The organism is Aestuariivirga sp. (genome assembly GCF_046294715.1).
Classification (GTDB): domain Bacteria; phylum Pseudomonadota; class Alphaproteobacteria; order Rhizobiales; family Aestuariivirgaceae; genus Aestuariivirga.
Genome location: NZ_JBKBKI010000012.1, coordinates 26,828 through 46,615 on the forward strand (window position 1 = coordinate 26,828; position 19,788 = coordinate 46,615).

20 protein-coding genes and 1 riboswitch are annotated in these 19,788 nt (G+C 67.3%); of the genes, 5 read left to right on the forward strand and 15 right to left on the reverse strand.

Translation table 11 applies throughout. The features are described 5' to 3' along the window. Positions 1-79 precede the first annotated feature (79 nt). A riboswitch (glycine riboswitch) is annotated at positions 80-167 on the reverse strand. 133 nt (positions 168-300) lie between these two features. Beyond that, positions 301-1,263: a 4-hydroxy-3-methylbut-2-enyl diphosphate reductase gene (gene ispH / locus ACK4HL_RS10150; protein ID WP_409759584.1), complete on the forward strand. Its 963-nt coding sequence runs from the start codon at positions 301-303 to the stop codon at positions 1,261-1,263. Continuing rightward, positions 1,260-1,706 (forward strand): ribonuclease HI, encoded by a 447-nt coding sequence (gene rnhA / locus ACK4HL_RS10155; protein WP_409759587.1) that lies wholly within the window; start codon positions 1,260-1,262, stop codon positions 1,704-1,706. The genes ispH and rnhA overlap by 4 nt, the downstream gene beginning before the upstream one ends. A 5-nt stretch (positions 1,707-1,711) precedes the next feature. Here rnhA and ACK4HL_RS10160 read toward each other — a convergent pair whose 3' ends face one another. Both ACK4HL_RS10160 and ACK4HL_RS10165 read right to left on the reverse strand, forming a co-directional pair. Then, entirely contained in the window at positions 1,712-2,212 is a 501-nt protein-coding gene (locus ACK4HL_RS10160) for a peroxiredoxin (protein WP_409759590.1), read from the reverse strand. A gap of 28 nt (positions 2,213-2,240) precedes the next feature. Continuing rightward, the gene (locus tag ACK4HL_RS10165) at positions 2,241-2,999 is read right to left on the reverse strand and encodes a protein-disulfide reductase DsbD domain-containing protein (protein WP_409759593.1); all 759 of its coding nucleotides are present in this window, start codon (positions 2,997-2,999) and stop codon (positions 2,241-2,243) included. 114 nt (positions 3,000-3,113) lie between these two features. On the opposite strand from ACK4HL_RS10165, the gene ACK4HL_RS10170 reads away from it, so the two are divergent. Beyond that, entirely contained in the window at positions 3,114-3,701 is a 588-nt protein-coding gene (locus tag ACK4HL_RS10170) for a YqgE/AlgH family protein (RefSeq protein ID WP_409759596.1), read from the forward strand. Between the two features lie 4 nt (positions 3,702-3,705). Here ACK4HL_RS10170 and ACK4HL_RS10175 read toward each other — a convergent pair whose 3' ends face one another. From ACK4HL_RS10175 to coxB, 13 genes are all read right to left on the reverse strand, one after another. Further along, positions 3,706-7,056: a putative bifunctional diguanylate cyclase/phosphodiesterase gene (locus tag ACK4HL_RS10175; RefSeq protein ID WP_409759599.1), complete on the reverse strand. Its 3,351-nt coding sequence runs from the start codon at positions 7,054-7,056 to the stop codon at positions 3,706-3,708. A gap of 62 nt (positions 7,057-7,118) precedes the next feature. Next, positions 7,119-7,694, reverse strand: coding sequence for a GNAT family N-acetyltransferase (locus ACK4HL_RS10180; RefSeq protein ID WP_409759828.1), 576 nt, complete (start codon positions 7,692-7,694; stop codon positions 7,119-7,121). Positions 7,695-7,699: 5 nt separating this feature from the next. Continuing rightward, entirely contained in the window at positions 7,700-8,959 is a 1,260-nt protein-coding gene (locus ACK4HL_RS10185) for a M16 family metallopeptidase (protein WP_409759602.1), read from the reverse strand. Between the two features lie 18 nt (positions 8,960-8,977). Beyond that, positions 8,978-10,369 (reverse strand): threonine synthase, encoded by a 1,392-nt coding sequence (thrC, locus tag ACK4HL_RS10190; protein ID WP_409759605.1) that lies wholly within the window; start codon positions 10,367-10,369, stop codon positions 8,978-8,980. A gap of 70 nt (positions 10,370-10,439) precedes the next feature. Next, the gene (locus tag ACK4HL_RS10195; protein WP_409759607.1) at positions 10,440-10,904 is read right to left on the reverse strand and encodes a DUF2243 domain-containing protein; all 465 of its coding nucleotides are present in this window, start codon (positions 10,902-10,904) and stop codon (positions 10,440-10,442) included. A gap of 36 nt (positions 10,905-10,940) precedes the next feature. Further along, complete coding sequence (locus ACK4HL_RS10200; RefSeq protein ID WP_409759610.1) at positions 10,941-11,669, reverse strand: SURF1 family protein; 729 nt, start codon at positions 11,667-11,669, stop codon at positions 10,941-10,943. After that, on the reverse strand, positions 11,666-12,040 hold the full coding sequence (locus tag ACK4HL_RS10205) for a DUF983 domain-containing protein (RefSeq protein WP_409759613.1): 375 nt from the start codon (positions 12,038-12,040) through the stop codon (positions 11,666-11,668). Before ACK4HL_RS10205 ends, ACK4HL_RS10200 begins: the two co-directional genes overlap by 4 nt. 74 nt (positions 12,041-12,114) lie before the next feature. Beyond that, complete coding sequence (locus ACK4HL_RS10210) at positions 12,115-12,966, reverse strand: cytochrome c oxidase subunit 3 (RefSeq protein WP_409759616.1); 852 nt, start codon at positions 12,964-12,966, stop codon at positions 12,115-12,117. 12 nt (positions 12,967-12,978) lie between these two features. After that, positions 12,979-13,566, reverse strand: coding sequence for a cytochrome c oxidase assembly protein (locus ACK4HL_RS10215; protein WP_409759619.1), 588 nt, complete (start codon positions 13,564-13,566; stop codon positions 12,979-12,981). Beyond that, complete coding sequence (locus tag ACK4HL_RS10220) at positions 13,566-13,715, reverse strand: hypothetical protein (RefSeq protein ID WP_409759622.1); 150 nt, start codon at positions 13,713-13,715, stop codon at positions 13,566-13,568. The genes ACK4HL_RS10215 and ACK4HL_RS10220 overlap by 1 nt, the downstream gene beginning before the upstream one ends. An 8-nt stretch (positions 13,716-13,723) precedes the next feature. Beyond that, complete coding sequence (locus ACK4HL_RS10225; RefSeq protein ID WP_409759625.1) at positions 13,724-14,680, reverse strand: heme o synthase; 957 nt, start codon at positions 14,678-14,680, stop codon at positions 13,724-13,726. Between the two features lie 10 nt (positions 14,681-14,690). Further along, positions 14,691-16,340 carry a cytochrome c oxidase subunit I gene (ctaD, locus tag ACK4HL_RS10230; protein ID WP_409759628.1) on the reverse strand — a complete coding sequence of 550 codons (1,650 nt, stop codon included), beginning with the start codon at positions 16,338-16,340 and terminating at the stop codon, positions 14,691-14,693. Positions 16,341-16,361: 21 nt separating this feature from the next. Beyond that, complete coding sequence (gene coxB, locus ACK4HL_RS10235; protein WP_409759631.1) at positions 16,362-17,264, reverse strand: cytochrome c oxidase subunit II; 903 nt, start codon at positions 17,262-17,264, stop codon at positions 16,362-16,364. A gap of 320 nt (positions 17,265-17,584) precedes the next feature. Here coxB and ACK4HL_RS10240 point away from each other — a divergent pair, with 320 nt between their 5' ends. Both ACK4HL_RS10240 and tldD read left to right on the forward strand, forming a co-directional pair. Continuing rightward, positions 17,585-18,205: an invasion associated locus B family protein gene (locus tag ACK4HL_RS10240; RefSeq protein WP_409759634.1), complete on the forward strand. Its 621-nt coding sequence runs from the start codon at positions 17,585-17,587 to the stop codon at positions 18,203-18,205. 152 nt (positions 18,206-18,357) lie between these two features. Next, positions 18,358-19,785: a metalloprotease TldD gene (gene tldD, locus ACK4HL_RS10245; protein ID WP_409759637.1), complete on the forward strand. Its 1,428-nt coding sequence runs from the start codon at positions 18,358-18,360 to the stop codon at positions 19,783-19,785. Positions 19,786-19,788 lie beyond the last annotated feature (3 nt).

Here is a 19,788-nt window from a genome sequence, read left to right on the forward strand (position 1 = left end):
CCCGGTCACTCCGACACCGGACGCTTGGCTCCTTCGGTGAGCGGGCTCCGCATCGAAACCCGCTGCTCTCCAGAGTTCCTCGCGCCTCGCGGTCCTTTTGCCTGAGAGTTTCCGGGGCGGTTGCTCCTTCGGCGCCGGATCGAACCGGTCTCTTCCGCACAAGGCGCTGTGCTGAACGGAAGGGACACTAAACTGATCCCCTTGCAAGTCAAGCGTGTCCATGAACAGGGCTGCCATCCGCCAGGGGCAGGAGGCGGCCTCCTGTTGACATCGCGGGGTCGCCCCCGCATCTGTTGCGCCATGACCAGGCCCCCGCTCACCATATTGCTCGCGGCCCCGCGCGGCTTCTGTGCCGGGGTGGTGCGGGCGATCGACATCGTGGAGCGGGCGCTCGCCCTCTACGGAGCACCTGTCTACGTGCGCCACGAAATCGTCCACAACCGCTTCGTCGTGGACGACCTGCGGGCCAAGGGCGCCATCTTCGTCGACGAGCTCGACGAGATCCCCGATGGCGACAGACCGGTGGTGTTCTCCGCGCACGGCGTTCCAAAATCGGTTCCGGCCGCCGCCTCCGCCCGGCACCTGTTCCAGCTCGATGCCACCTGCCCGCTCGTCACCAAGGTGCACATGGAGGCCCAGCGCCATCATGCCGAAGGGCTGGAGATCATCCTCATCGGCCACAAGGGCCACCCCGAGGTGATCGGCACCATGGGCCAGCTGCCAGACGGCGCGGTGCGGCTGATCGAATCGGTGGAGGAAGCCGAAGCCCTCGAGGTTCGCGATCCCGAGAAGCTCGCCTATGTCACCCAGACGACCCTCTCCGTCGACGACACGAAGGACGTGATCGCCGCACTCCAGCGCCGCTTCCCGGCGATCCGGGGCCCCTACAAGGAAGACATCTGCTATGCCACCACCAACCGCCAGGAAGCGGTGAAGGCGATTGCGCCGCGGATCGAGCTGCTGCTCGTGGTCGGAGCACCGAACTCATCCAATTCGCGCCGGCTCGTCGAGGTGGGCGAGAAGAACGGCACGCCGCGAAGCCTGCTGGTGCAGCGCGCCGCAGATCTCGACTGGTCCTCGCTGCAGGGCCTTTCCACCATAGGGATCACCGCGGGAGCTTCCGCCCCCGAGCTTCTGGTCAACGAGATCATCGACGCCTTCCGTAACCATTACGACGTGAGGGTCGAGACCGTGACGCTGCGCGAGGAGAACGTCTCCTTCAATCTGCCGCGGGAACTGCGCGAGGCGCAATCCCCTTCATGAGCGCTGGCAAGGTGATCGTCCACACGGACGGGGCATGTTCCGGCAATCCGGGGCCGGGCGGCTGGGGCGTGATCCTGGAATACAACGGCACGCGCCGGGAGCTCTCGGGCGGCGAGGCCGCGACCACCAACAACCGCATGGAGCTGATGGCCGCCATCACCGCGCTCGAGGCGCTGAAGCGCCCCTGCGAGGTGGAGATGCACGTCGATTCGAACTATGTGAAGGACGGCATCACCAAGTGGATTCACGGCTGGAAGAAGAACGGCTGGAAGACGGCCGACAGGAAGCCGGTGAAGAACGCCGAGCTGTGGCAGAGGCTCGATGAGGCCTTGAAGCTCCACAAGGTGTCCTGGCACTGGGTGAGGGGCCATGCCGGCCATGACGACAACGAGCGCGCCGACGAGCTCGCCCGCCGGGGCATGGCCCCGTACAAGGCGCGCTAGCCGGCCTACGCCTCCACCCGCTCCTTCAGCTGCCGCATGATGGTCTCCGCGCCCGAGACGTTGACGCCGCGCTCGGTCTCGACGTTGATCGTCTTCACGATGCCGTCTTCGACGATCATGGAATAGCGCTTGGAGCGGTGTCCCATGCCGGCCGCGGTGAGGTCGAGTTCCAGGCCGGCGGCCCGGGCGAACTCGCCGTTGCCGTCCGCCAGCATCATGATCCGGCCCTCGGCCTCGGTCGCCTTCGCCCAAGCCTTCATGACGTGGATGTCGTTCACCGCGGTGCAGGCGATGGTGTGCACGCCCTCGGCCTTGATGTCGTCATGAGCGAGCAGGAAGCCGGGCAGGTGGTTCATGTTGCAGGTCGGCGTGAAGGCGCCGGGAAGGCCGAACAGCACCACGGTGCGGCCGGCGAAGATGGTCTCGCCCGGAATCTTCTGCGGGCCCTCGGCCGTGCTCACGGTGAAGTCAACGTCGGGCAGCCTGTCGCCGGGCTTGATCGTCATCTGGTCAGTCCTTCGTTTGGATGATGGTTCAGGGAAGCGTGATGGTCTGTTCGAAGCCCCTGCCGCCCAGCCGGTAGGTGAGCTTGAGCGCGGTGCCGGAGAGCTTCGCCGGATCGGCGAGATTGTCGATCGGAAGCGCCGCCTCGGTTCCGGTGCCGCTGAATGCGGGGCGGCGGAAATAGGCCGTGCCCGTCGTTTCGACGAAGATGTCCTCCAGCTTCTCCTTCAGCGACAGCTTCAGCACCGGCTTTCCGCCTTCCATGTCGATTCTGCCGGCCGTCACGGCGGTGCCAGCCTCCGGAACGGCCTTCATCGCCTCACTTACGCGCTGGGCACCCTGCGGATCACGCGCGAGGGAACCGAGCGCGATCGAGGCCTCCGCCCGGGCCGGAATGCAGATGTCCTTGCAAACCGCGAAGAATAGCTCCAGCCCGAGATCGACCTCCGCCGCCGCACCCGCCTCGACCGTCACGGGGAACAGCACCTCCCGTTCATATCCCACCGTCTCGCCGCTCTGGTCGGCATAGCGGGCCGGTGCCGGCAGCTTGACCTCGATCCTGGCGGGCACGGAGGTCTTCCAGGTGAATTCGGGCGGGATGCCGGCCTCTCCCGGCATGCGCCAGTAGGTCTTCCAGCCGGGATCGAGCTCGATCAGCACGCCGGTTCGCCAGGCCTGCCCGTCGAAGCTGTCGCCCACCAGCGACACGCGATAGGGCTTCACCTCGGCATGGGCCGGGAAAGCGGCGAGGGAACAAGCCAGCCCCGCGATGATTGATCGGAACCACATGGCCCCTATATGGAAGAAACGGGGCCCGACGCCAATCACCTTCCTGTCACCTGCGGCGGGGTTGGACGGGCGGGCGAAGGGCGCTAGTTTCGCGCTGTATCGAAGGGAAATGGCATGACCAAGAGCCCCTATCTCGATGGACAGCTGCTGATTGCCATGCCCGGCATGAGCGATCCGCGCTTCGACCGGAGCGTCATCTATGTGTGCGCCCATTCCGAACAGGGCGCCATGGGCATCATCATCAACAAGACGGCCCCGATGATGCGCTTCGGCGACCTGCTGTCGCAGATCGACATCACGGGCGATGAAGGCGCGATCGAGCCGCCGCAGGAGCTTCTCGAGATGCCGGTGCTGTTCGGGGGCCCCGTCGAGCAGGGCCGCGGCTTCGTGCTGCACACGAGCGACTATTTCACCGCGGACTCGAGCCTGCCGGTGGCCGAGAACATCGCGCTCACCGCCACGGTGGACATCCTGCGCGCCATGGCCAAGGGCGAGGGCCCGCAGCGCGCCGTGCTGGCGCTCGGCTATGCCGGCTGGGCCCCGGGCCAGCTCGAGAACGAGATCCAGCTCAATGGCTGGCTCACCTGCCAGGCAGACGAGGAGCTGGTCTTCGGCCTCGATTTCGACGAGCGCTATGGCGCGGCCCTGAGAAAGCTCAAGATCGACCCCGCCATGCTCTCGAGCGATGCCGGCCACGCCTGACGCCTCACGCTTCGGGATCGCCCAGCAGGGGTATCCGGCGGGGCCGCCTGCGCCGGCGCGGGCTGGGCAGCGGCGGTTCATCGGGGTGCGGCAGCCCGGCATTGCCTTCCGCTTCCTCCCCGGCTTCGGCCTCGTCCGGAGCGTTCTCCTGAGCCTCGACGTAGGGCTCCGTCTCCGGAGGAAGCTCCGGTGAAGCTTCGGGCGGCGGCGTCTCCTCCAGTTCCGGCACGGCCGCTTCGGCTGGCGGCTCGGCAGCGGGCGCGGTGCCGCGCACGGGCGGCCTCGGCCTGGGCGGCACGAAGGGTTTCGGAGCGGGCCGCTGCTGGGCCTGAGACTCGGCGATCTCGCGCGCCGTCACCTTCTGTACCTTGGGCGACGGCGGCGGGTCCTTGAGGCCGCGCTCCCACAGCCATGTGATCGCGGTTCGGCCGGAGGAATGGGCATAGGGCAGCCCGGCCAGCGCGTCGCTCACCTGCTTGGCGGTGAGGGGCTTGCCGATGAAATAGCCCTGTCCGTAATCGCAATCGAGTTCGCCGAGCCGGTCCACCTGCGCCTGGTTCTCGATGCCCTCGGCCACGATGGCGAGGCCCAGCGAATGGCCCATCGCGATGATCGCGTTGAGGATGATCACGGCGCGCTGGTCCTGCGCTTCCGGCGCGATGAAGCTGCGGTCCACCTTGAGCGTGTCGAAAGGCAGTTTCCTGAGGCTCGACAGCGAGGAATAGCCGGTGCCGAAATCGTCGCACGAGAGGCCGACGCCAAGCTCGCGGAAGCGCTCGAGGATCTGCACCGCGCGCTCGGGATACTGCATGACGAGCGACTCGGTCACCTCGATCTTGAAGCTGCCGCGCAGCAGCCCCTCGCGGTTGATGATCTGCTTCACGTCGTCGACCAGGCTCGGCTCGATGAGCTGGGAGGAGGAGATGTTGACGGCCACGAAGGCGGGCTCAGCCGGCCGGTAGGCGCGCTGCCAGATGCCGAGCTGGCGGCCCGCCTCGTTCAGCACCACGCGGCCAATGTCGCGGATCATGCCGGTTTCCTCGGCAAGCCCGATGAAGCTTTCGGGCGAGAGCAGGCCCAGCGCCGGGTGCCGCCAGCGCACCAGCGCCTCGAAACCCGCGAGATGCATGTCGGCGAGCCTGGCGATCGGCTGGTAATGCACCTCGATCTCGTTGCGCTCGATCGCCCGGCGCAGCTCCGATTCGAGGATCACCAGCTCGGCCCGCGCATCGACCATCGAGGGATTGAACAGCTCCACCGTCTGGCTGCCCTGGCGCTTGGCCTCGTAGAGGGCGATCGCCGCGTTCTTCATCAGCTTCTCGGCCGTAGCCTGCTCCTCGCGGTACTGCGCGATGCCGGCGGAGGCCGTGAGGAAGAATTCCTGGTCGTCGAGCTTGATGGGCCGCGCCACCGCCTTCACCAGCGACTGCGCGAAGGCTTCGACGTCCCGCCCGCCCGGCACCTCGTGGAAGAGCACGGCGAACTTGTCGCCGGGCAGCCGCGCCAGCGAATCCGTGAGCCCCGTCTCGGCCTTGAGCCTGCGTCCGACGATCGAGAGCAGGGCATCGCCGGCCTCGTGGCCCATGGCCTCGTTCACCATCTTGAAGCGGTCGAGGTCGACGAGCAGCACGAACAGGCTGCCGCCCCCTCCCGCCGCCGCCGCTTCCAGCGCGCGCTCGAGGCGGTCGATGAACAGCGCCCGGTTGGGAAGCCCGGTCACCACGTCGTAGACGGCGTCCTGGAGGAGGCGCTCCTCGGCGATCTTGGCATTGGTCACGTCGATCAGCGTGCCGATGCAGCGCGCCGCGCGCAGGCCGTGGCCGGTGATGGCGCGGGCGCGCAGCTCGAACCAGCGGTAGCTGCCATCGCCGTGGCGGAGTCGGAACTGCCGCTCGATGGGGGTGCGGCCGTCTTCGGCCGAATCCTCCACCGCCGCGAGATAGGCCGAGCGGTCGGACGGGTGCATGACTTCGAGGAAGGCCTCGCCCGCTGCGCCCTCGAAGATATCGGCGGGCTGCGCCAGCGCCCGGCCGATCTCCGGGCTGATGTAGAGCTCGCCCTCCTCCGGCTGCCAGTCCCACACATAGGCGCGCGCCCCCGCAAGGGCGAGCGCATGGCGGCCTGCCTCGCGGAAGAAGTGGCGCGAGAGGAAGCCCTGGCTGAAGGCGTGGTGCGCCAGCGCGAAGCACAGCACCACCAGCACGCCGGCGAGACCCACGAGCATGAAGCCCGTCATGGCAGGACCCGGCTCCTTCGCGAGCGCGGCCCCGGCGGCGAGGAAGGTCCAGAGCAGGATGGCGCCCCAGCTGAGCAGCGCCGTCTCCGCCTTCACTTCCTCGCGGCGCCACAGCACCATGATGAGGATGAAGCCGATGACGGCGGTGGCGGCGAACAGTGCGCGCGCCAGGCCGCTCGCCACGAAGGGCTCCGCGAAGCCGTAGATCGGGATGGCGAACGCCAGGCCCCCCGCCACCACGAGCAGGTGCCCGGCGAGCCGGGCCACGCGGTGAAGTTCGGAAAGGGCCGCGAGGAGAAGAAGCAGGAAGGCGGCCATGGCGCCCTCGACCACCGCGCGCACCGTCTGCAGGTCGATGTCGGGAACGCCGACGGCGGCGGCGAGGACCGGCAGGTGCCCGGCCTCGAGCATCATGAAGGCGGTGCTTGCCAGCCCGAAGCCGCCGGCCACGGGAAACACGGTGCGCGCCCGGAAGCCATAAAGCGCGAACAGGGCTGCCACCAGCAGGATGGAGACGCCGAGCAGCGCCCCGCGGAAGAACGAGAGATAATCCTTGCGGCCCTCATAGGCTTCGCGCTGCCAGAGAGTGACGGGCGGAACCCCGCCCGTGACCTCGAAGGCCACCGCCGCCGTGCCGCCCGCCGGCAGGATCAGGCCATAGGCATTCTCGCCCGGCACCTCGAGGGGTGCCACCTGACCCGCACCCGCAACCGTCACGCTGGTCACCCGCGGGCCGGAAGGCCGCAGCGGGAAGAGCCCGGAGCCGGCCAGCCCTTGCTGGGGAACCGAGATCACCGCCTCATGCTGGTCCTTGGCGCTGTTGGTGAAGCCCGCCGCCAGCCAGGTGAAGCGGGGCCCGGGGCCCCGCGCCTCGAGGTTCATGTAGGTGCGCACCGAGGTGTGCGAATCCGGCCGCTCGATCTGCACGCCGCGCAGTTCGGTCTGCAGCCCGGCGAGATAGGGGTCGAGGCTGCGCTGCGCGGCCGGATTGGCGATGTCGACGGAGTCGATGGCGAAGCTGCCGCGCGCCAGCATCAGCCCTGCCGCGGCCAGCAGCACCAGAACCATCAGGCCACGCGTCAGGCCGCATGCCCCTGACCTGTCTCGAAGCAAACTCATCCGCCCAGCTAATCTGCCTCGGGTGCTCATGGCAAGAACGATACACGAGCCATCCGCGGGCGTCAGTCCGAAAGCCTCGCGAAAAGAAGGTGATCGCGCCATTCACCGGCGATCTTGAGATAGCCCCGCGCCAGCCCTTCGTGGCTGAAGCCGCACTTCGTGAGAAGGCCCACGGAAGCCTTGTTGTGCGGCAGGCAGGCCGCTTCCACCCGGTGGAGCGACAGGTGGTGGAAGGCGAGTTCGAGGATCAGCCGCACGGCCGAGGTCATGTATCCCCGGCGCGCGAAGGGCGCCCCGATCCAGTAGCCGAGTGTTGCCGTCTGCGCCACGCCGCGGCGCACGTTGGAGAGTGTGAGCGCCCCCACCAGCACCTCGCCCTCGCTGTCGAAGATGAAATAGGGATAGGCGAGGTCCTCCTCGATGTCGCGCCAGTACTGGCGGATGCGGCTGCGATAGGCGGTGCGGGTCAGGTCGTTGGCGGGCCAGACCGGCTCCCAGGGGGTGAGGAAGTCCCGGCTGATCCGCCGCAGCTCCGACCATTGCTCGTAGTCGACCATGTCCGGCACGCGGATCATGGCGTGCCCGTCCCTCAGCGAAGGTGGCGGGTCGGCGGCGAAGGGCGAGCGCAGGAAGGCCATGGCTGTCACGCGAAATGGCGGCTCAGGGCGTCGTAGCCGTCGAGCTGGCCGATGTGCCCGACCGCGCTGAAGGCGGGGCGGCGGTTGCGGAACAGGCGCGTGGCGAGGTCCCGCACCTGGGCAGGGGTCACGGCATCGATCTTCTCGACCAGCGAGGCGATGGAGGGCACATGGCCGAAGGCGAGGAACTGGCGGGCGATCTGGTCGGCGCGCGCCGAGGCACTTTCGAGATTCATGACGAGGCTGGCCTTGAGCTGCGCCTTTGCGCGGGCCACCTCGGCCTCCGTCACCTCGCGGGCCACCGACATCATGATGTCGCCCGTCAGGCCCAGGAGCTCGTTCGAATGCTCGGGCGATGTGGCGGCATAGACGCCGACCTGGCCTGCGTCCTCATAGGCCGAGCCGAAGGAGAACACGCTGTAGCAGAGGCCACGCTTCTCGCGCACCTCCTGGAACAGGCGCGAGGACATGCCGCCGCCCAGGATGCTGGAGAGCACCTGCAGCACGTAGATCTCGGGGTCGCGGTAGCTCGGCGCTTCGAAGGTGAGCACCAGATGCGCCTGGTCCAGGGGCTTTTCCGCCGTGCAGGCGGTGGGCTGGAAGGAAGGGAGATCGCGCTGGGGCTCATGGCCCTGCTCGATGCCGCCCAGCAGGCGTTCGGCCTCCGCCGCGAACTCCCCGTGGTCGACGTGTCCCGCCGCCGCCACCACGATGCGGGTGCCCCAGTAGTTGCGGTTGCGCCAGTCGAGGATCTGCTGGCGGGTGACGCCGCCGATCAGCTCATGCGTGCCGAGGATGGAGCGGCCCAGCGCGTGCTCGCCGAAGCTCGCCGCCTGGGCGAGGTCGAAGACGAGGTCGTCCGGCTGGTCGTGGGCGGCGGCGATCTCCTGCAGGATCACGTCGCGCTCGCGCTCGAGCTCTTCCTCGTCGAGCTCGGGCGAGGTGAAGATGTCGGCGAGGATGTCCAGCGCCAGCCGCCAGTCGTCCTTGAGAACGCGGGCGTAATAGGTGGTCGTTTCCATGCCCGTGGCGGCATTGATCTCGCCGCCGGCCGACTCGATCTCCTCCGCGATGGCGCGCGCCGAACGCGTGGGCGTACCCTTGAAGGCCATGTGCTCGAGGAAATGCGCGATGCCGTTCTCCTCCGGCCGCTCGTCGCGCGCCCCTGCCTTCACCCAGATGCCGAGGGCTGCCGTTTCCAGATGCGGCATGTGATGGGTGATGACGTGGATGCCATTGGGGAGACGGGTGATCTCGACAGTCATGAAGAACTCTCTCGGGCCTCAGGCCTTCTGCTGCGACAGGATGAAGTCGCGCACCTTGCCGGCATCGTTGGGAAGCACTGTGAAGCGTTCCTTTGCCTCCATCAAGTGGGAGAGGCGCTTGGGCAGTGCAGGGCGGATACCGCAGGCCTTCTCCACCGCGTCCGGGAACTTGGCGGGATGCGCGGTGGCGAGCGTGATCATCGGCGCTGCCGAGGCCTCCGCCTTGCACGCCACGGCATGGCCCACCGCCGTGTGCGGGTCGAGGAGTTCCCCCGTGGCGGCGAGCGTTTCGCGGATGGTGCTGGCCGTTTCCGCCTCGTCCGCGGCGCCGGAGCCGAATTCGTGGCGGATCTGGTCGAGCTCGCGGCTGCCGATCTCGAAGGCGCCGGACTGGGCGAGGCTCGCCATCATGCGGCGCACCGCATAGGGGTCGCGCCCATGCACCTCGAACAGCAGGCGCTCGAAATTGCTCGACACCTGGATGTCCATCGACGGGCTGCTCGAGGGCGTGACGCCGCGCGTCTCGTAGCGCCCCGTCTTCAGCGTGCGGTCGAGGATGTCGTTCACATTGGTGGCGATCACCAGCCGCTCGACCGGAATTCCCATGCGCTTGGCGACGAGTCCGGCGAAGACGTCGCCGAAATTGCCGGTCGGCACCGAAAAGCTGACGGCGCGGCCCGGCGCGCCCAGCGACAGCGCCGCGGTCACGTAATAGACCGTCTGCGCCATGATGCGGGCCCAGTTGATGGAATTGACGCCGGCGAGCCCCACGCGGTCGCGGAAGGCAAGATCGTTGAACAGCGCCTTCACGATCGCCTGGCAATCGTCGAAATTGCCCTCGATGGCGATGTTGTGGATGGAGGGGCTGTCCACCGTCGTCATCTGGCGGCGCTGCACCTCGCTCACCCGGCCATGCGGATGCATCATGAAGACGGTTGCATGCGAGGAGGACCGGAAGGCTTCGATCGCCGCTCCCCCGGTGTCGCCGCTGGTGGCGCCGACGATGGTGGCCGAGGTCCGGCGCCTTGCCAGCGCCCAGTCCATGAGGCGGGCGAGCAGCTGCATCGCCACGTCCTTGAAGGCCAGGGTGGGGCCGTGGAAGAGCTCGAGCAGCCACTGGTTGTCGTCGAGCTGTTTGAGCGGCGCCACGGCGGGATGGCCGAAGCTTGCATAGGCAGCGGCGATCATCTTGCGAAGGTCCGCCTCGGGAATGGCGCCGCCGATGAAGGGACGGATCACGGCATGGGCGACATCCTCGTAGGGCTTGCCCTGGAGCTCGATGATCCCGCGCGCCGGGAGCTCGGGCCAGGAGGCGGGAACATAGAGGCCGCCGTCGCGGGCGAGCCCCGTCAGCAGAACGTCTTCGAAGCCCAGTTCCGGGGCCTCGCCCCGGGTCGAAACATAGCGCAAGGCCGTGCCCTCTCAAGTCGCTGGGGCACCTTTAGCGGCGGGGCCTCACCTCATCAAGCGATGGATTCCCTCACCGCCGCCGGTAGAGGGGATAGCCCGCCGCCAGCATTGCCGCGCCCCACGCCAGGAAGCCGACATCCCAGTAGATCCACTGCGCGGGAGGCACCGTCTCGTTCACGTGATGGAGGCCCAGCAGGAAATGGTCCACCACCCCCTCGACAAGGTTGAAGATGCCGAAGCCCATGAGCAGCGCGCCCAGGAAGGGTGCAAGGCTCCAGCTGCCGCGCTGGGCGCCTTGCCAGACGAGGAGGAGCCCGGCGAAGGTCAGCACCCAGGTTCCGGCATGGAAGAGCCCGTCGAGCAGCGTGTTGAACGCAAGGTTGGCGAGCGAGGTCGGCGGGAACCCGGCGCTCGTCGCCATGTGGTGCCACTGCAGGATCTGGTGGAACAGGATGCCGTCGACGAAGCCGCCGAGGCCCAGCCCCATCATCAGGCTCCCCGCCAACGGGAAATGTGCAGTTTCGGGCCCGGCCATGGGGGGTCAATCCGGCTGTGGCCGCCGGGTTCCCCGTCAGGGCATGCGCCGCCGCTTCAGCTCGTAGACGTAGAACCCGGCGACCGCGGCGAGCGTCGCCGCCAGTCCGAACCAGGTGATGGCATAGCCCAGATGATTGTTGGCGAGATTGGCCTGCGGCTCCTGCGGGCGCGGGAATTCGGCCGCCGTGCTGGCGGGGAGGAGCTGCACCACGAAGGGAAAAGGCGTGAGCCCGGGGGGCAGCTGGCTTGCCGCCAGCATGGCGGGCACGTCCCACCAGTACCAGAGATTGGCGGCGGCATCGTTCGCCGGGTCGAAATAGCCCTGCCCGCCCCTGTAGGTCCGGATCACGCCCTCGATCTCCACCTCCCCTTCGGGCCGTTCGAAATTCTCCAGGCGCTGGCCGGGAAGGCGGCCGCGGTCGACGATCACGGCGTGTCCGTCCTCCGAAACGGCGGGGGTGATGATGGTCCAGCCTTGCCCGCCCTCATAGGTGGCGATCATCTTCTTCCAGGCATCGTGCCGGTAGCTGCCCCGGAACTTCACCCGCACGAACTCGGGGTCGCGGCCCTGCGCGGCGAGCCCTTCCGCCGTGGCGAGATCGACGGGCGGTGCCGCCGCATTGGCGGCGAGCTGGGCCAGCAGGCCTTCCTTCCATTGCAGCCGCTGCACCTGCCAGAAGCCCAGCCCCACCAGGATTGCGATCCCGATCAGGGACGCCAGCAGGAAGGGCCAGAGCCGCGGCGGGCGCTCGTGCGGCCTCATGAGTGGCGCCGCCCCTCGCGGGCGTCCGCCTTCCATTGCTGGTTGATGAGCACGCCCTTCACCGGCCTGACCAGCACGAGCGGCAGGATGACCAGCACCGGAATGGCGATCAGCGCATGGACCCAGAAGGGCGGCGCATAGGCCACCTCGACGCCGAGGATCGAGCCCACCCCGACCACGCACACGAACAGCATCACGAACCAGGCCGCGCCGTCGCCCCCGTCGGCGAATTCATAGGAGAGGCCACAGCTGGAACAGCCCTCCGCCACCGTGAGATAGCCGGAGAACAGCTTGCCGCGGCCGCAGCGCGGGCAGGTCCCGGCAAGCCCGGTCTTCACGGGCGAGAGGTCGGGGTAATAGGTGTCGCTCATGGTAATCCTCTTGAAAAGCGAAGAGGCCGCAGCGGCGTGCCGCTGCGGCCCCTGTTCTAGCAGAACTTTCCGGATCAGTGTCCCGGAATGACGGCCCCCGCCGAGCCCCAGATATAGACGGCGGCAAACAGGAAGAGCCACACCACGTCCACGAAGTGCCAGTACCAGGCCGCCGCCTCGAAGCCGAAATGCGCCTTCGGCGTGAAGTGCCCGCGATAGGCCCGGACCAGGCACACGATCAGGAAGATCGTGCCGATGATGACGTGGAAGCCGTGGAAGCCCGTGGCCATGAAGAAGGTGGAGCCGTAGATGTTTCCGCCGTTGTCGCGGCTGAAGGCGAAGGCCGCATGGGCATATTCATAGGCCTGTACGGCGGTGAACAGCAGGCCGAGCAGCACCGTCGCGAGGAGGCCCATCTTCAGGCCCTGCCGGTCGTTGTTGAGGAGCGCGTGGTGCGCCCAGGTCACCGTCGTGCCCGAGGTGAGCAGGATCAGCGTGTTGACGAGCGGCAGGTGCCAGGGGTCGAACACCGCGACGTCCTTGGGCGGCCAGACGCCGCCCGTGGCGGCCACGCGCGAGGCCTGGATCGCCTCGCCCGTGAACAGGCTCGCATCGAAGAAGGCCCAGAACCAGGCGACGAAGAACATCACCTCGGAGGCGATGAACATCAGCATGCCGTAGCGCATGTGCAGGCTGACGACCGGGGTGTGGTCGCCCTTCTGGCCCTCCTTGATCACGTCGCGCCACCACATGAACATGGTGTAAACGACGCCGAGCAGGCCGATGATCAGCACGGCCGGGTTCGCCCCGTGCATCCACCTGATGGCGCCCACCGCCATCACGAAGGCCGCGATCGAGCCGACGAAGGGCCATGGGCTCGGGTCGACGAGGTGATAGTCGTGGTTCTTTGCGTGCGCGTCAGCCATTTCCCCTACTCCTTAATTCGCGACGCTGCCGGAGGCCGCTGCCTGCGCCTCCGAGACAGCCTTGGGCTTGTCCACCGGATAGAATGTATAGGACAAGGTGATTTCCTTGATGCCCGCTGCATCGGGATCCTCGAGCATGTCCGGGTCGACGAAGAAGGACACGGGCATCTCGATGCTCTCGCCCGGCTTCAGCGTCTGCTCGGTGAAGCAGAAGCACTGGAGCTTGTTGAAATAGACGCCCGCCTGCACCGGCGTCACGTTGAACACCGCCGTCCCGGTGACCGGCTGGTCCGAGAGGTTGGTGGCCTTGTAATAGGCCATGCTCTGCTCGCCCACCTTCACCGTCACCGCGGTCTGGACGGCATGGAAGGACCAGCCGAGATTGCCCGACGTATTGGCATCGAAGCGCACCGAGACCCTGTGGTCGGTGGCCGCGGCGGGGGCGGCCTCCGCGCGCTGCGTCGTGCCGCCGAAGCCGGTGACCTGGCAGAACAGCCGGTAGAGCGGCACGGCGGCATAGGAAGCCCCCACCATGGCCGCAGCCGTCGCCGCCGCCATGAGGGCGACGCGGAGGTTCCGCGCGGGATGGGGTGCGGCCATCAGAACGACCTCTCGGCCACCGTGCCGCCGAGGCGGACGATGGTGGTGATGAAGAACAGCGCAACAAGCGCGAAGAGGATGAGCGCCAGGGCGATGGCGCGCTTGCGGCGGCGTGCCATGTCCTCCGGTCCGAAGGGGGAATTGGTCATGGCTTCGTTCATCCCAGGACCGGCGGGAAGAGCGGCAGGCCGATGGCGCGCTCGGCCAGGATCAGCGCGAAGACGATGAACAGCCAGAGCGTCGAGAAGCCGAACAGCTTCTTGCAGGCGGTTTCCGCCTCCTGGCCCTCGCGGATGCGGAACACCTGCCAGGCATGCCAGACGAACATCGCGCCGAGCCCGAGATTGGCGAGCGTGTAGAACAGGCCCACCGTTCCGGTCAGCGCCGGAAGCAGCGTCACCGGCACGAGGATCAGCGTGTAGATCAGGATCTGCCGGCGCGTCTCGTCGGTGCCCGCCACCACGGGCAGCATGGGCACACCGGCCTTGGCATAGTCGGCATTGATCTTGCGCCACAGCGCCAGAGCCCAGAAATGCGGCGGCGTCCACGTGAAGATGATGAGGAAGAGCGCGATCGCCCCGAGATCGACCGATCCCGTGACCGAGGCCCAGCCCACCATGGGCGGGAAGGCGCCCGCCGCACCGCCGATCACGATGTTCTGCGGCGTGAGGCGCTTCAGCCACATCGTGTAGACGACGATGTAGAAGAAGATCGTGAAGGCGAGCAGCGCTCCCGCCAGCATGTTGACGAGAAGCCCCAGCACCAGCACCGAACCGACGGCGAGCGTCATGCCGAAGCCCAGCGCCTCGCCGGGCGTAATGGCGCCCGCCGGCACCGGCCGCTTCGCCGTGCGCTTCATCACCGCGTCGATGTCGGCGTCATACCACATGTTGAGGGCGCCCGCCGCACCCGCGCCCACGGCGATCGAGAGCAGCGCCACGAAGCCGATCCACGGGTGAACGCTGCCCGGCGCGGCGACGAGACCCACGAAGGCCGTGAAGATGACGAGCGACATCACGCGCGGCTTCAGCAGCGCGAAGTAATCGCCGACACTGCCCTGGCCGCCCTGTGCGGCGGCCGGGGTGCCGGCGATATGGGCCTCGATGTCGCTCATCCTGTTTGCGTTACTTGATGACCGGAAGGGTGTTGAACTGGTGGAAGGGCGGCGGAGAGGAGAGCGTCCACTCCAGCGTCGTTGCACCCGCACCCCACGGATTGTCGGCCGCCTGCTCCTTGCGGGAATAGGCCTGGAACACGCCGTAGAGGAAGATCAGCACGCCCACCGCCGAGATGTAGGATCCCCAGGAGGAAACCTGGTTCCAGCCAGCGTAGACGTCCGGATAGTCGATGTAGCGGCGCGGCATGCCGGCGAGGCCAAGGAAGTGCTGCGGGAAGAACACCAGGTTCACGCCCACGAAGGTCACCCAGAAGTGAAGCTTGGCGATCGCCTCCGAATACATGTAGCCGGTGATCTTCGGGAACCAGAAGTACCAGGCGGCGAAGATCGCGAACACGGCGCCGAGCGAGAGCACGTAGTGGAAGTGCGCCACCACGTAATAGGTGTCGTGCAGCACGCGGTCGGCGCCCGCGTTGGCCAGCACCACGCCGGTGACGCCGCCCACCGTGAACAGGAAGATGAAGCCCAGCGCCCACACCATGGGCGCCTTGAACTCGATCGAGCCGCCCCACATGGTGGCGATCCACGAGAAGATCTTCACCCCCGTGGGCACGGCGATGATCATCGTCGCCGCCACGAAATAGGCCTGCGTGTCCGCGTCCATGCCGACCGTGTACATGTGGTGGGCCCACACGATGAAGCCGACGACGCCGATTGCCACCATGGCATAGGCCATGCCGAGATAGCCGAAGACCGGCTTCTTCGAGAAGGTGGAGACGATGTGCGAGATGATGCCGAAGCCCGGCAGGATGAGGATGTAGACCTCCGGGTGGCCGAAGAACCAGAACAGGTGCTGGAACAGGACGGGGTCACCGCCGGCCGAGGGCACGAAGAAGGAGGTGCCGAAGTTGCGGTCGGTCAGCAGCATGGTGATGGCGCCCGCGAGAACCGGGAGCGACAGCAGGAGCAGGAACACGGTGACCAGCACCGCCCACACGAAGAGCGGCATCTTGTGCAGCGTCATGCCCGGCGCGCGCATGTTGAAGATCGTGGTGATGAAGTTGATCGAGCCGAGGATCGACGACGCGCCCGCGATGTGAAGCGACAGGATCGCATAGTCCATCGCCGGGCCGGGCTGTCCGGTCGTCGACAGCGGCGGGTAGATCGTCCAGCCGCCGCCCACGCCATGGGCACCCGCCGGACCCTCGACGAACATCGAGATCAGCAGCAAGCCGAGTGCGGGGGGAAGCAGCCAGAAGGAGATGTTGTTCATGCGCGGGAAGGCCATGTCGGGCGCGCCGATCATCAGCGGCACGAACCAGTTGCCGAAGCCGCCGATCATCGCCGGCATGACCATGAAGAAGATCATCAGCAGGCCGTGCGCCGTCACGAACACGTTGTACATGTGCTTGCCGGCGTCGAGTGCGGCGTCGGTGGGGGTGCCGTAGACCATCGAGGCGAGGCCGGAGAAATACTGGATCCCGGGCTCCGCGAGCTCCATGCGCATGATGACGGAGAGAATGCCGCCGATCACGCCGGAGAGGATCGCGAACCACAGGTACATCGTCCCGATGTCCTTGTGGTTGGTCGAATAGACGTAGCGCTTCCAACCCGTCGGGTGGCCGTGATCGTCGTGAGCAGTCGTTGCGTGTGCCATTCTTTTCTGCCTCGTTCCCGATTACTTCTGCGCCAGCTGCCCGGAGGCGGCCTCGGCGGCGGCGAGATACTTGTAGGCCTCCTCGAGGCCTGCCGTCTGGGCGGTCTTGGCCCAGGTGTCATACTTTTCCTGCGACACGGCATGAACCTCGATCGGCATGTAGGCGTGGTCCTTGCCGCAGAGCTCCGAGCACTGGCCGTAATAGACGCCTTCCGCCGCGGCCTGGAACCAGTCCTCGTTGAGGCGGCCGGGGATGGCGTCGATCTTCATGCCGAACTGCGGGATCGTCCAGGCGTGGATGATGCCGTCGGGGTCCGAGGTGACGATGAGCTTCACGATCTTGCCCACCGGCACGACGACCGGGTTGTCGGTCTTGAGCAGGTAGGGGACGCCCGCCTCCTGCGAGGTCGGGAGGTCGCGGGCGCGGTCGTCGAGGGAGGCGGTGAAGGAGACCTTGGCCGAGCCGTCGTCGTTGAGGCCGAGGTCGGGATATTCGTAGGTCCAGTTCCAGCCCGGATTGCCGATCACCTTGATCGTCATGTCGGCGGCGGGAATGTCGCGCTGCAGGTAGAGCAGGCGGAAAGAGGGGATGGCGATCACCACGAGGATCAGGATGGGGACGACCGTCCAGACCACCTCGATCAGCGTGTTGTGGGTGGTGCGCGAGGGGACGGGGTTCGCCCGGGCGTTGAACTTAACCATCACGTAGATGAGCAGCGCCAGAACGAACAGCGTGATCACGGTGATGATGGGAAGGAGGAGCCCGTTGTGGAACCAGTGGATGCCCTCCATCGAGGGCGACGCCGCCGGCTGCAGCCCCATCTGCCAGGGCCTCGCATAACCTTCGATGGCGTGTGCCGCGGGAATTCCCGCGAGGCCCGCCGCCGCGCCGAGCAGTGCCATCGCCGTGTTCCGAATCTTCATCGTCACCCTCTCTCTTCAAGGCCTTGCGGGATAAGCGCAAGGCGGGGGCATGGCTGTCCCTGGAGCCCCCACTCCGGAAGGGGGATTGTGAACCACATTCGGCAGCCTGCTGCAACGAGGGCAGGCGCGGCAAAACGTCGTTGCGCGGGCGCAAACCGCGGCCATCCGAATTCTGCCCCAATTGCCCCACAAACGCATTCACCGGCGACCGCGGAGGACGCGCCGAAGGCGTGCCGGAAAACCCGGTTGTCTAAGCAAACTCCCGGCGCTAAGACCCGCCGAATCACGTAGCAGAGGTACCAGTCCCCGTGCGAATCAACATGAAGCCGAGCCGCCTGCTCGCCCTTTCCGCCCTGGGCTTTGCGCTCAGCCTTTCCATGAGCGGCATCGCCGCCGCGCAGGAGACGCCCCAGCAGCCCAGCCAGTTCGGCCCGCGTGCCAACAAGCAGGGCCAGGGCCAGGGCCAGGCGGGCCAGCCCGCGCCCAAGGTCGACGTCATCGCCGAGAACGGCCGGTGGAAGGTGCAGTGCGAAACGCCCGCCAACGCGCCGGAAGGCCAGAAGCCCGCCCGCCAGTGCGGCATGATCCAGGCCACCCAGAGCGAGAAGAACCCCAAGGCCACGCTGACCCTCGTCATGGTGAAGACGGTGGCAGGCGACAAGTCCACCATCAACATGCGCGTGATCGCGCCGATCGGCGTGTTCCTGCCGACCGGCGTCGCCCTCGAGATCGACGGCGCGGCGGTGGGCCGGGTCCCCTTCACCCGCTGCATGCCGCAGGTGTGCATGGCCTTCGCCGAGGCCTCGCCGGAGACGCTGGCCAAGCTCAAGAAGGGCAAGGAAGCCAATTTCATCATCTACGAGGCGCCCGGCATGGGCCTTCCCATGAAGCTCTCGCTCGAGGGCTTCTCGGCCTCGCTCGCCGCCCTCGAGAAGAACTGAGGAAGGAAGGGCCGCCCGCCGGCCCGAGGAATGCCGGGGCCGTCCGATGCCGGGCGGCCCCTTTTCTTTGCCGCAGCGATGCAAGCTGGCAGAACGGGGCTGGCTCACCTATCTTCTCCTCCGACAGCCCGAATTCCCGAAAGGTGACCGCCTTGCCGCAGACAGCCCCCGCCTCCCTGTTCGATTCCGAGGATTTCCGCCGCAGCGCCGCCCAGGCGATCGTCGAGGACACGCTGAAGGGTGCGGAGGATGGCGAGCTCTTCGTCGAGAAACGCCAGACGGAAAGCCTGGTCTGGGACGACGGCAAGCTGAAGTCCGCGAGCTTCGACGAATCCCAGGGCTTCGGCCTCAGGGCGGTGAGGGGCGAGACCGCCGCCTATGCCCATGCGACCGATCTCTCCGTTGCCGCGCTGAGGCGGGCGGCCGAAGTCTGCCGCACGGTCGCGGGCGGCGGCAACGTCGTCCACGCCTTGCCGCCCGAGCGCTCCAACCGCCGCCTCTATTCCGACCTGAACCCCTCGGAGGCCATGGACTTCAGCGCCAAGGTGAGCCTCCTCCAGAAGGTCGACGCCTATGCCCGCGGGCTCGACCCGCGGGTGAAGCAGGTCTCCGTCTCGATGGCGGCGGACTGGCAGGCAGTCGAGATCCTGAGGGCCGACGGGTCGAGCTACCGTGACGTGCGGCCGCTGGTGCGCTTCAATGTTTCGGTGGTCTCTTCGGATGGCAAGGAGCAGGGCCAGGGCAGCCACGGTCTTGGCGGCCGGGGCGAGCCACTCTCCTATTTCACCGAGGACATGTGGATGGCCGCCGCCCGGGAGGCGCTGCGCCAGAGCCTCGTCTCGCTGGAAGCGCGTCCCGCGCCTGCCGGTGAAATGGACGTGCTCCTCGGCCCCGGCTGGCCGGGCATCCTGCTGCACGAGGCGGTGGGCCACGGTCTCGAGGGCGATTTCCACCGCAAGAAGACCAGCGTCTTCACCGGCATGCTGGGCCAGCGCGTGGCGGCGAAAGGCGTGACCATCGTCGACGACGGCACGCTGCCGGACCGCCGCGGCTCCATCTCGATCGACGACGAGGGCACGCCCTCCCACTGCACCACGCTGATCGAGGACGGCATCCTTGTGGGTCTCATGCAGGACCGGATGAATGCCCGCCTCATGGGCGTCGCCCCCACCGGCAACGGCCGGCGCCAGTCGCACGCCCATGCGCCCATGCCGCGCATGACCAACACCTACATGCTCTCGGGCGACCGGCACCCCGACGAGATCCAGCGCTCGATCAAGCGCGGGCTCTTCGCCAAGTCCTTCGGCGGTGGCCAGGTGGACATCACCTCCGGCAAGTTCGTCTTTTCCTGCACCGAGGCCTATCTGATCGAGGACGGCAGGATCACCATGCCGGTGAAGGGCGCGACGCTGATCGGTGCCGGCGCCGATGCCATGACCCGCATCTCCATGGTCGGCAACGACATGGCGCTCGATACCGGCATCGGCACCTGCGGCAAGCAGGGCCAGGGCGTTCCCGTCGGCGTCGGCCAGCCGAGCCTCCGCATCGACCGCCTCACCGTGGGCGGCACCGCCGCCTGACAG

Excerpts from the sequence above, each read along its gene's own strand:
- ispH (WP_409759584.1), top strand. The coding sequence starts at position 301 with ATGACCAGGCCCCCGCTCACCATATTGCTCGCGGCCCCGCGCGGCTTC.
- rnhA (WP_409759587.1), top strand. The coding sequence starts at position 1,260 with ATGAGCGCTGGCAAGGTGATCGTCCACACGGACGGGGCATGTTCCGGC.
- ACK4HL_RS10160 (WP_409759590.1), bottom strand. The coding sequence starts at position 2,212 with ATGACGATCAAGCCCGGCGACAGGCTGCCCGACGTTGACTTCACCGTG.
- ACK4HL_RS10165 (WP_409759593.1), bottom strand. The coding sequence starts at position 2,999 with ATGTGGTTCCGATCAATCATCGCGGGGCTGGCTTGTTCCCTCGCCGCT.
- ACK4HL_RS10170 (WP_409759596.1), top strand. The coding sequence starts at position 3,114 with ATGACCAAGAGCCCCTATCTCGATGGACAGCTGCTGATTGCCATGCCC.
- ACK4HL_RS10175 (WP_409759599.1), bottom strand. The coding sequence starts at position 7,056 with ATGAGTTTGCTTCGAGACAGGTCAGGGGCATGCGGCCTGACGCGTGGC.
- ACK4HL_RS10180 (WP_409759828.1), bottom strand. The coding sequence starts at position 7,694 with ATGGCCTTCCTGCGCTCGCCCTTCGCCGCCGACCCGCCACCTTCGCTG.
- ACK4HL_RS10185 (WP_409759602.1), bottom strand. The coding sequence starts at position 8,959 with ATGACTGTCGAGATCACCCGTCTCCCCAATGGCATCCACGTCATCACC.
- ACK4HL_RS10195 (WP_409759607.1), bottom strand. The coding sequence starts at position 10,904 with ATGGCCGGGCCCGAAACTGCACATTTCCCGTTGGCGGGGAGCCTGATG.
- ACK4HL_RS10200 (WP_409759610.1), bottom strand. The coding sequence starts at position 11,669 with ATGAGGCCGCACGAGCGCCCGCCGCGGCTCTGGCCCTTCCTGCTGGCG.
- ACK4HL_RS10205 (WP_409759613.1), bottom strand. The coding sequence starts at position 12,040 with ATGAGCGACACCTATTACCCCGACCTCTCGCCCGTGAAGACCGGGCTT.
- ACK4HL_RS10210 (WP_409759616.1), bottom strand. The coding sequence starts at position 12,966 with ATGGCTGACGCGCACGCAAAGAACCACGACTATCACCTCGTCGACCCG.
- ACK4HL_RS10215 (WP_409759619.1), bottom strand. The coding sequence starts at position 13,566 with ATGGCCGCACCCCATCCCGCGCGGAACCTCCGCGTCGCCCTCATGGCG.
- ACK4HL_RS10220 (WP_409759622.1), bottom strand. The coding sequence starts at position 13,715 with ATGACCAATTCCCCCTTCGGACCGGAGGACATGGCACGCCGCCGCAAG.
- ACK4HL_RS10225 (WP_409759625.1), bottom strand. The coding sequence starts at position 14,680 with ATGAGCGACATCGAGGCCCATATCGCCGGCACCCCGGCCGCCGCACAG.
- ctaD (WP_409759628.1), bottom strand. The coding sequence starts at position 16,340 with ATGGCACACGCAACGACTGCTCACGACGATCACGGCCACCCGACGGGT.
- coxB (WP_409759631.1), bottom strand. The coding sequence starts at position 17,264 with ATGAAGATTCGGAACACGGCGATGGCACTGCTCGGCGCGGCGGCGGGC.
- ACK4HL_RS10240 (WP_409759634.1), top strand. The coding sequence starts at position 17,585 with ATGAAGCCGAGCCGCCTGCTCGCCCTTTCCGCCCTGGGCTTTGCGCTC.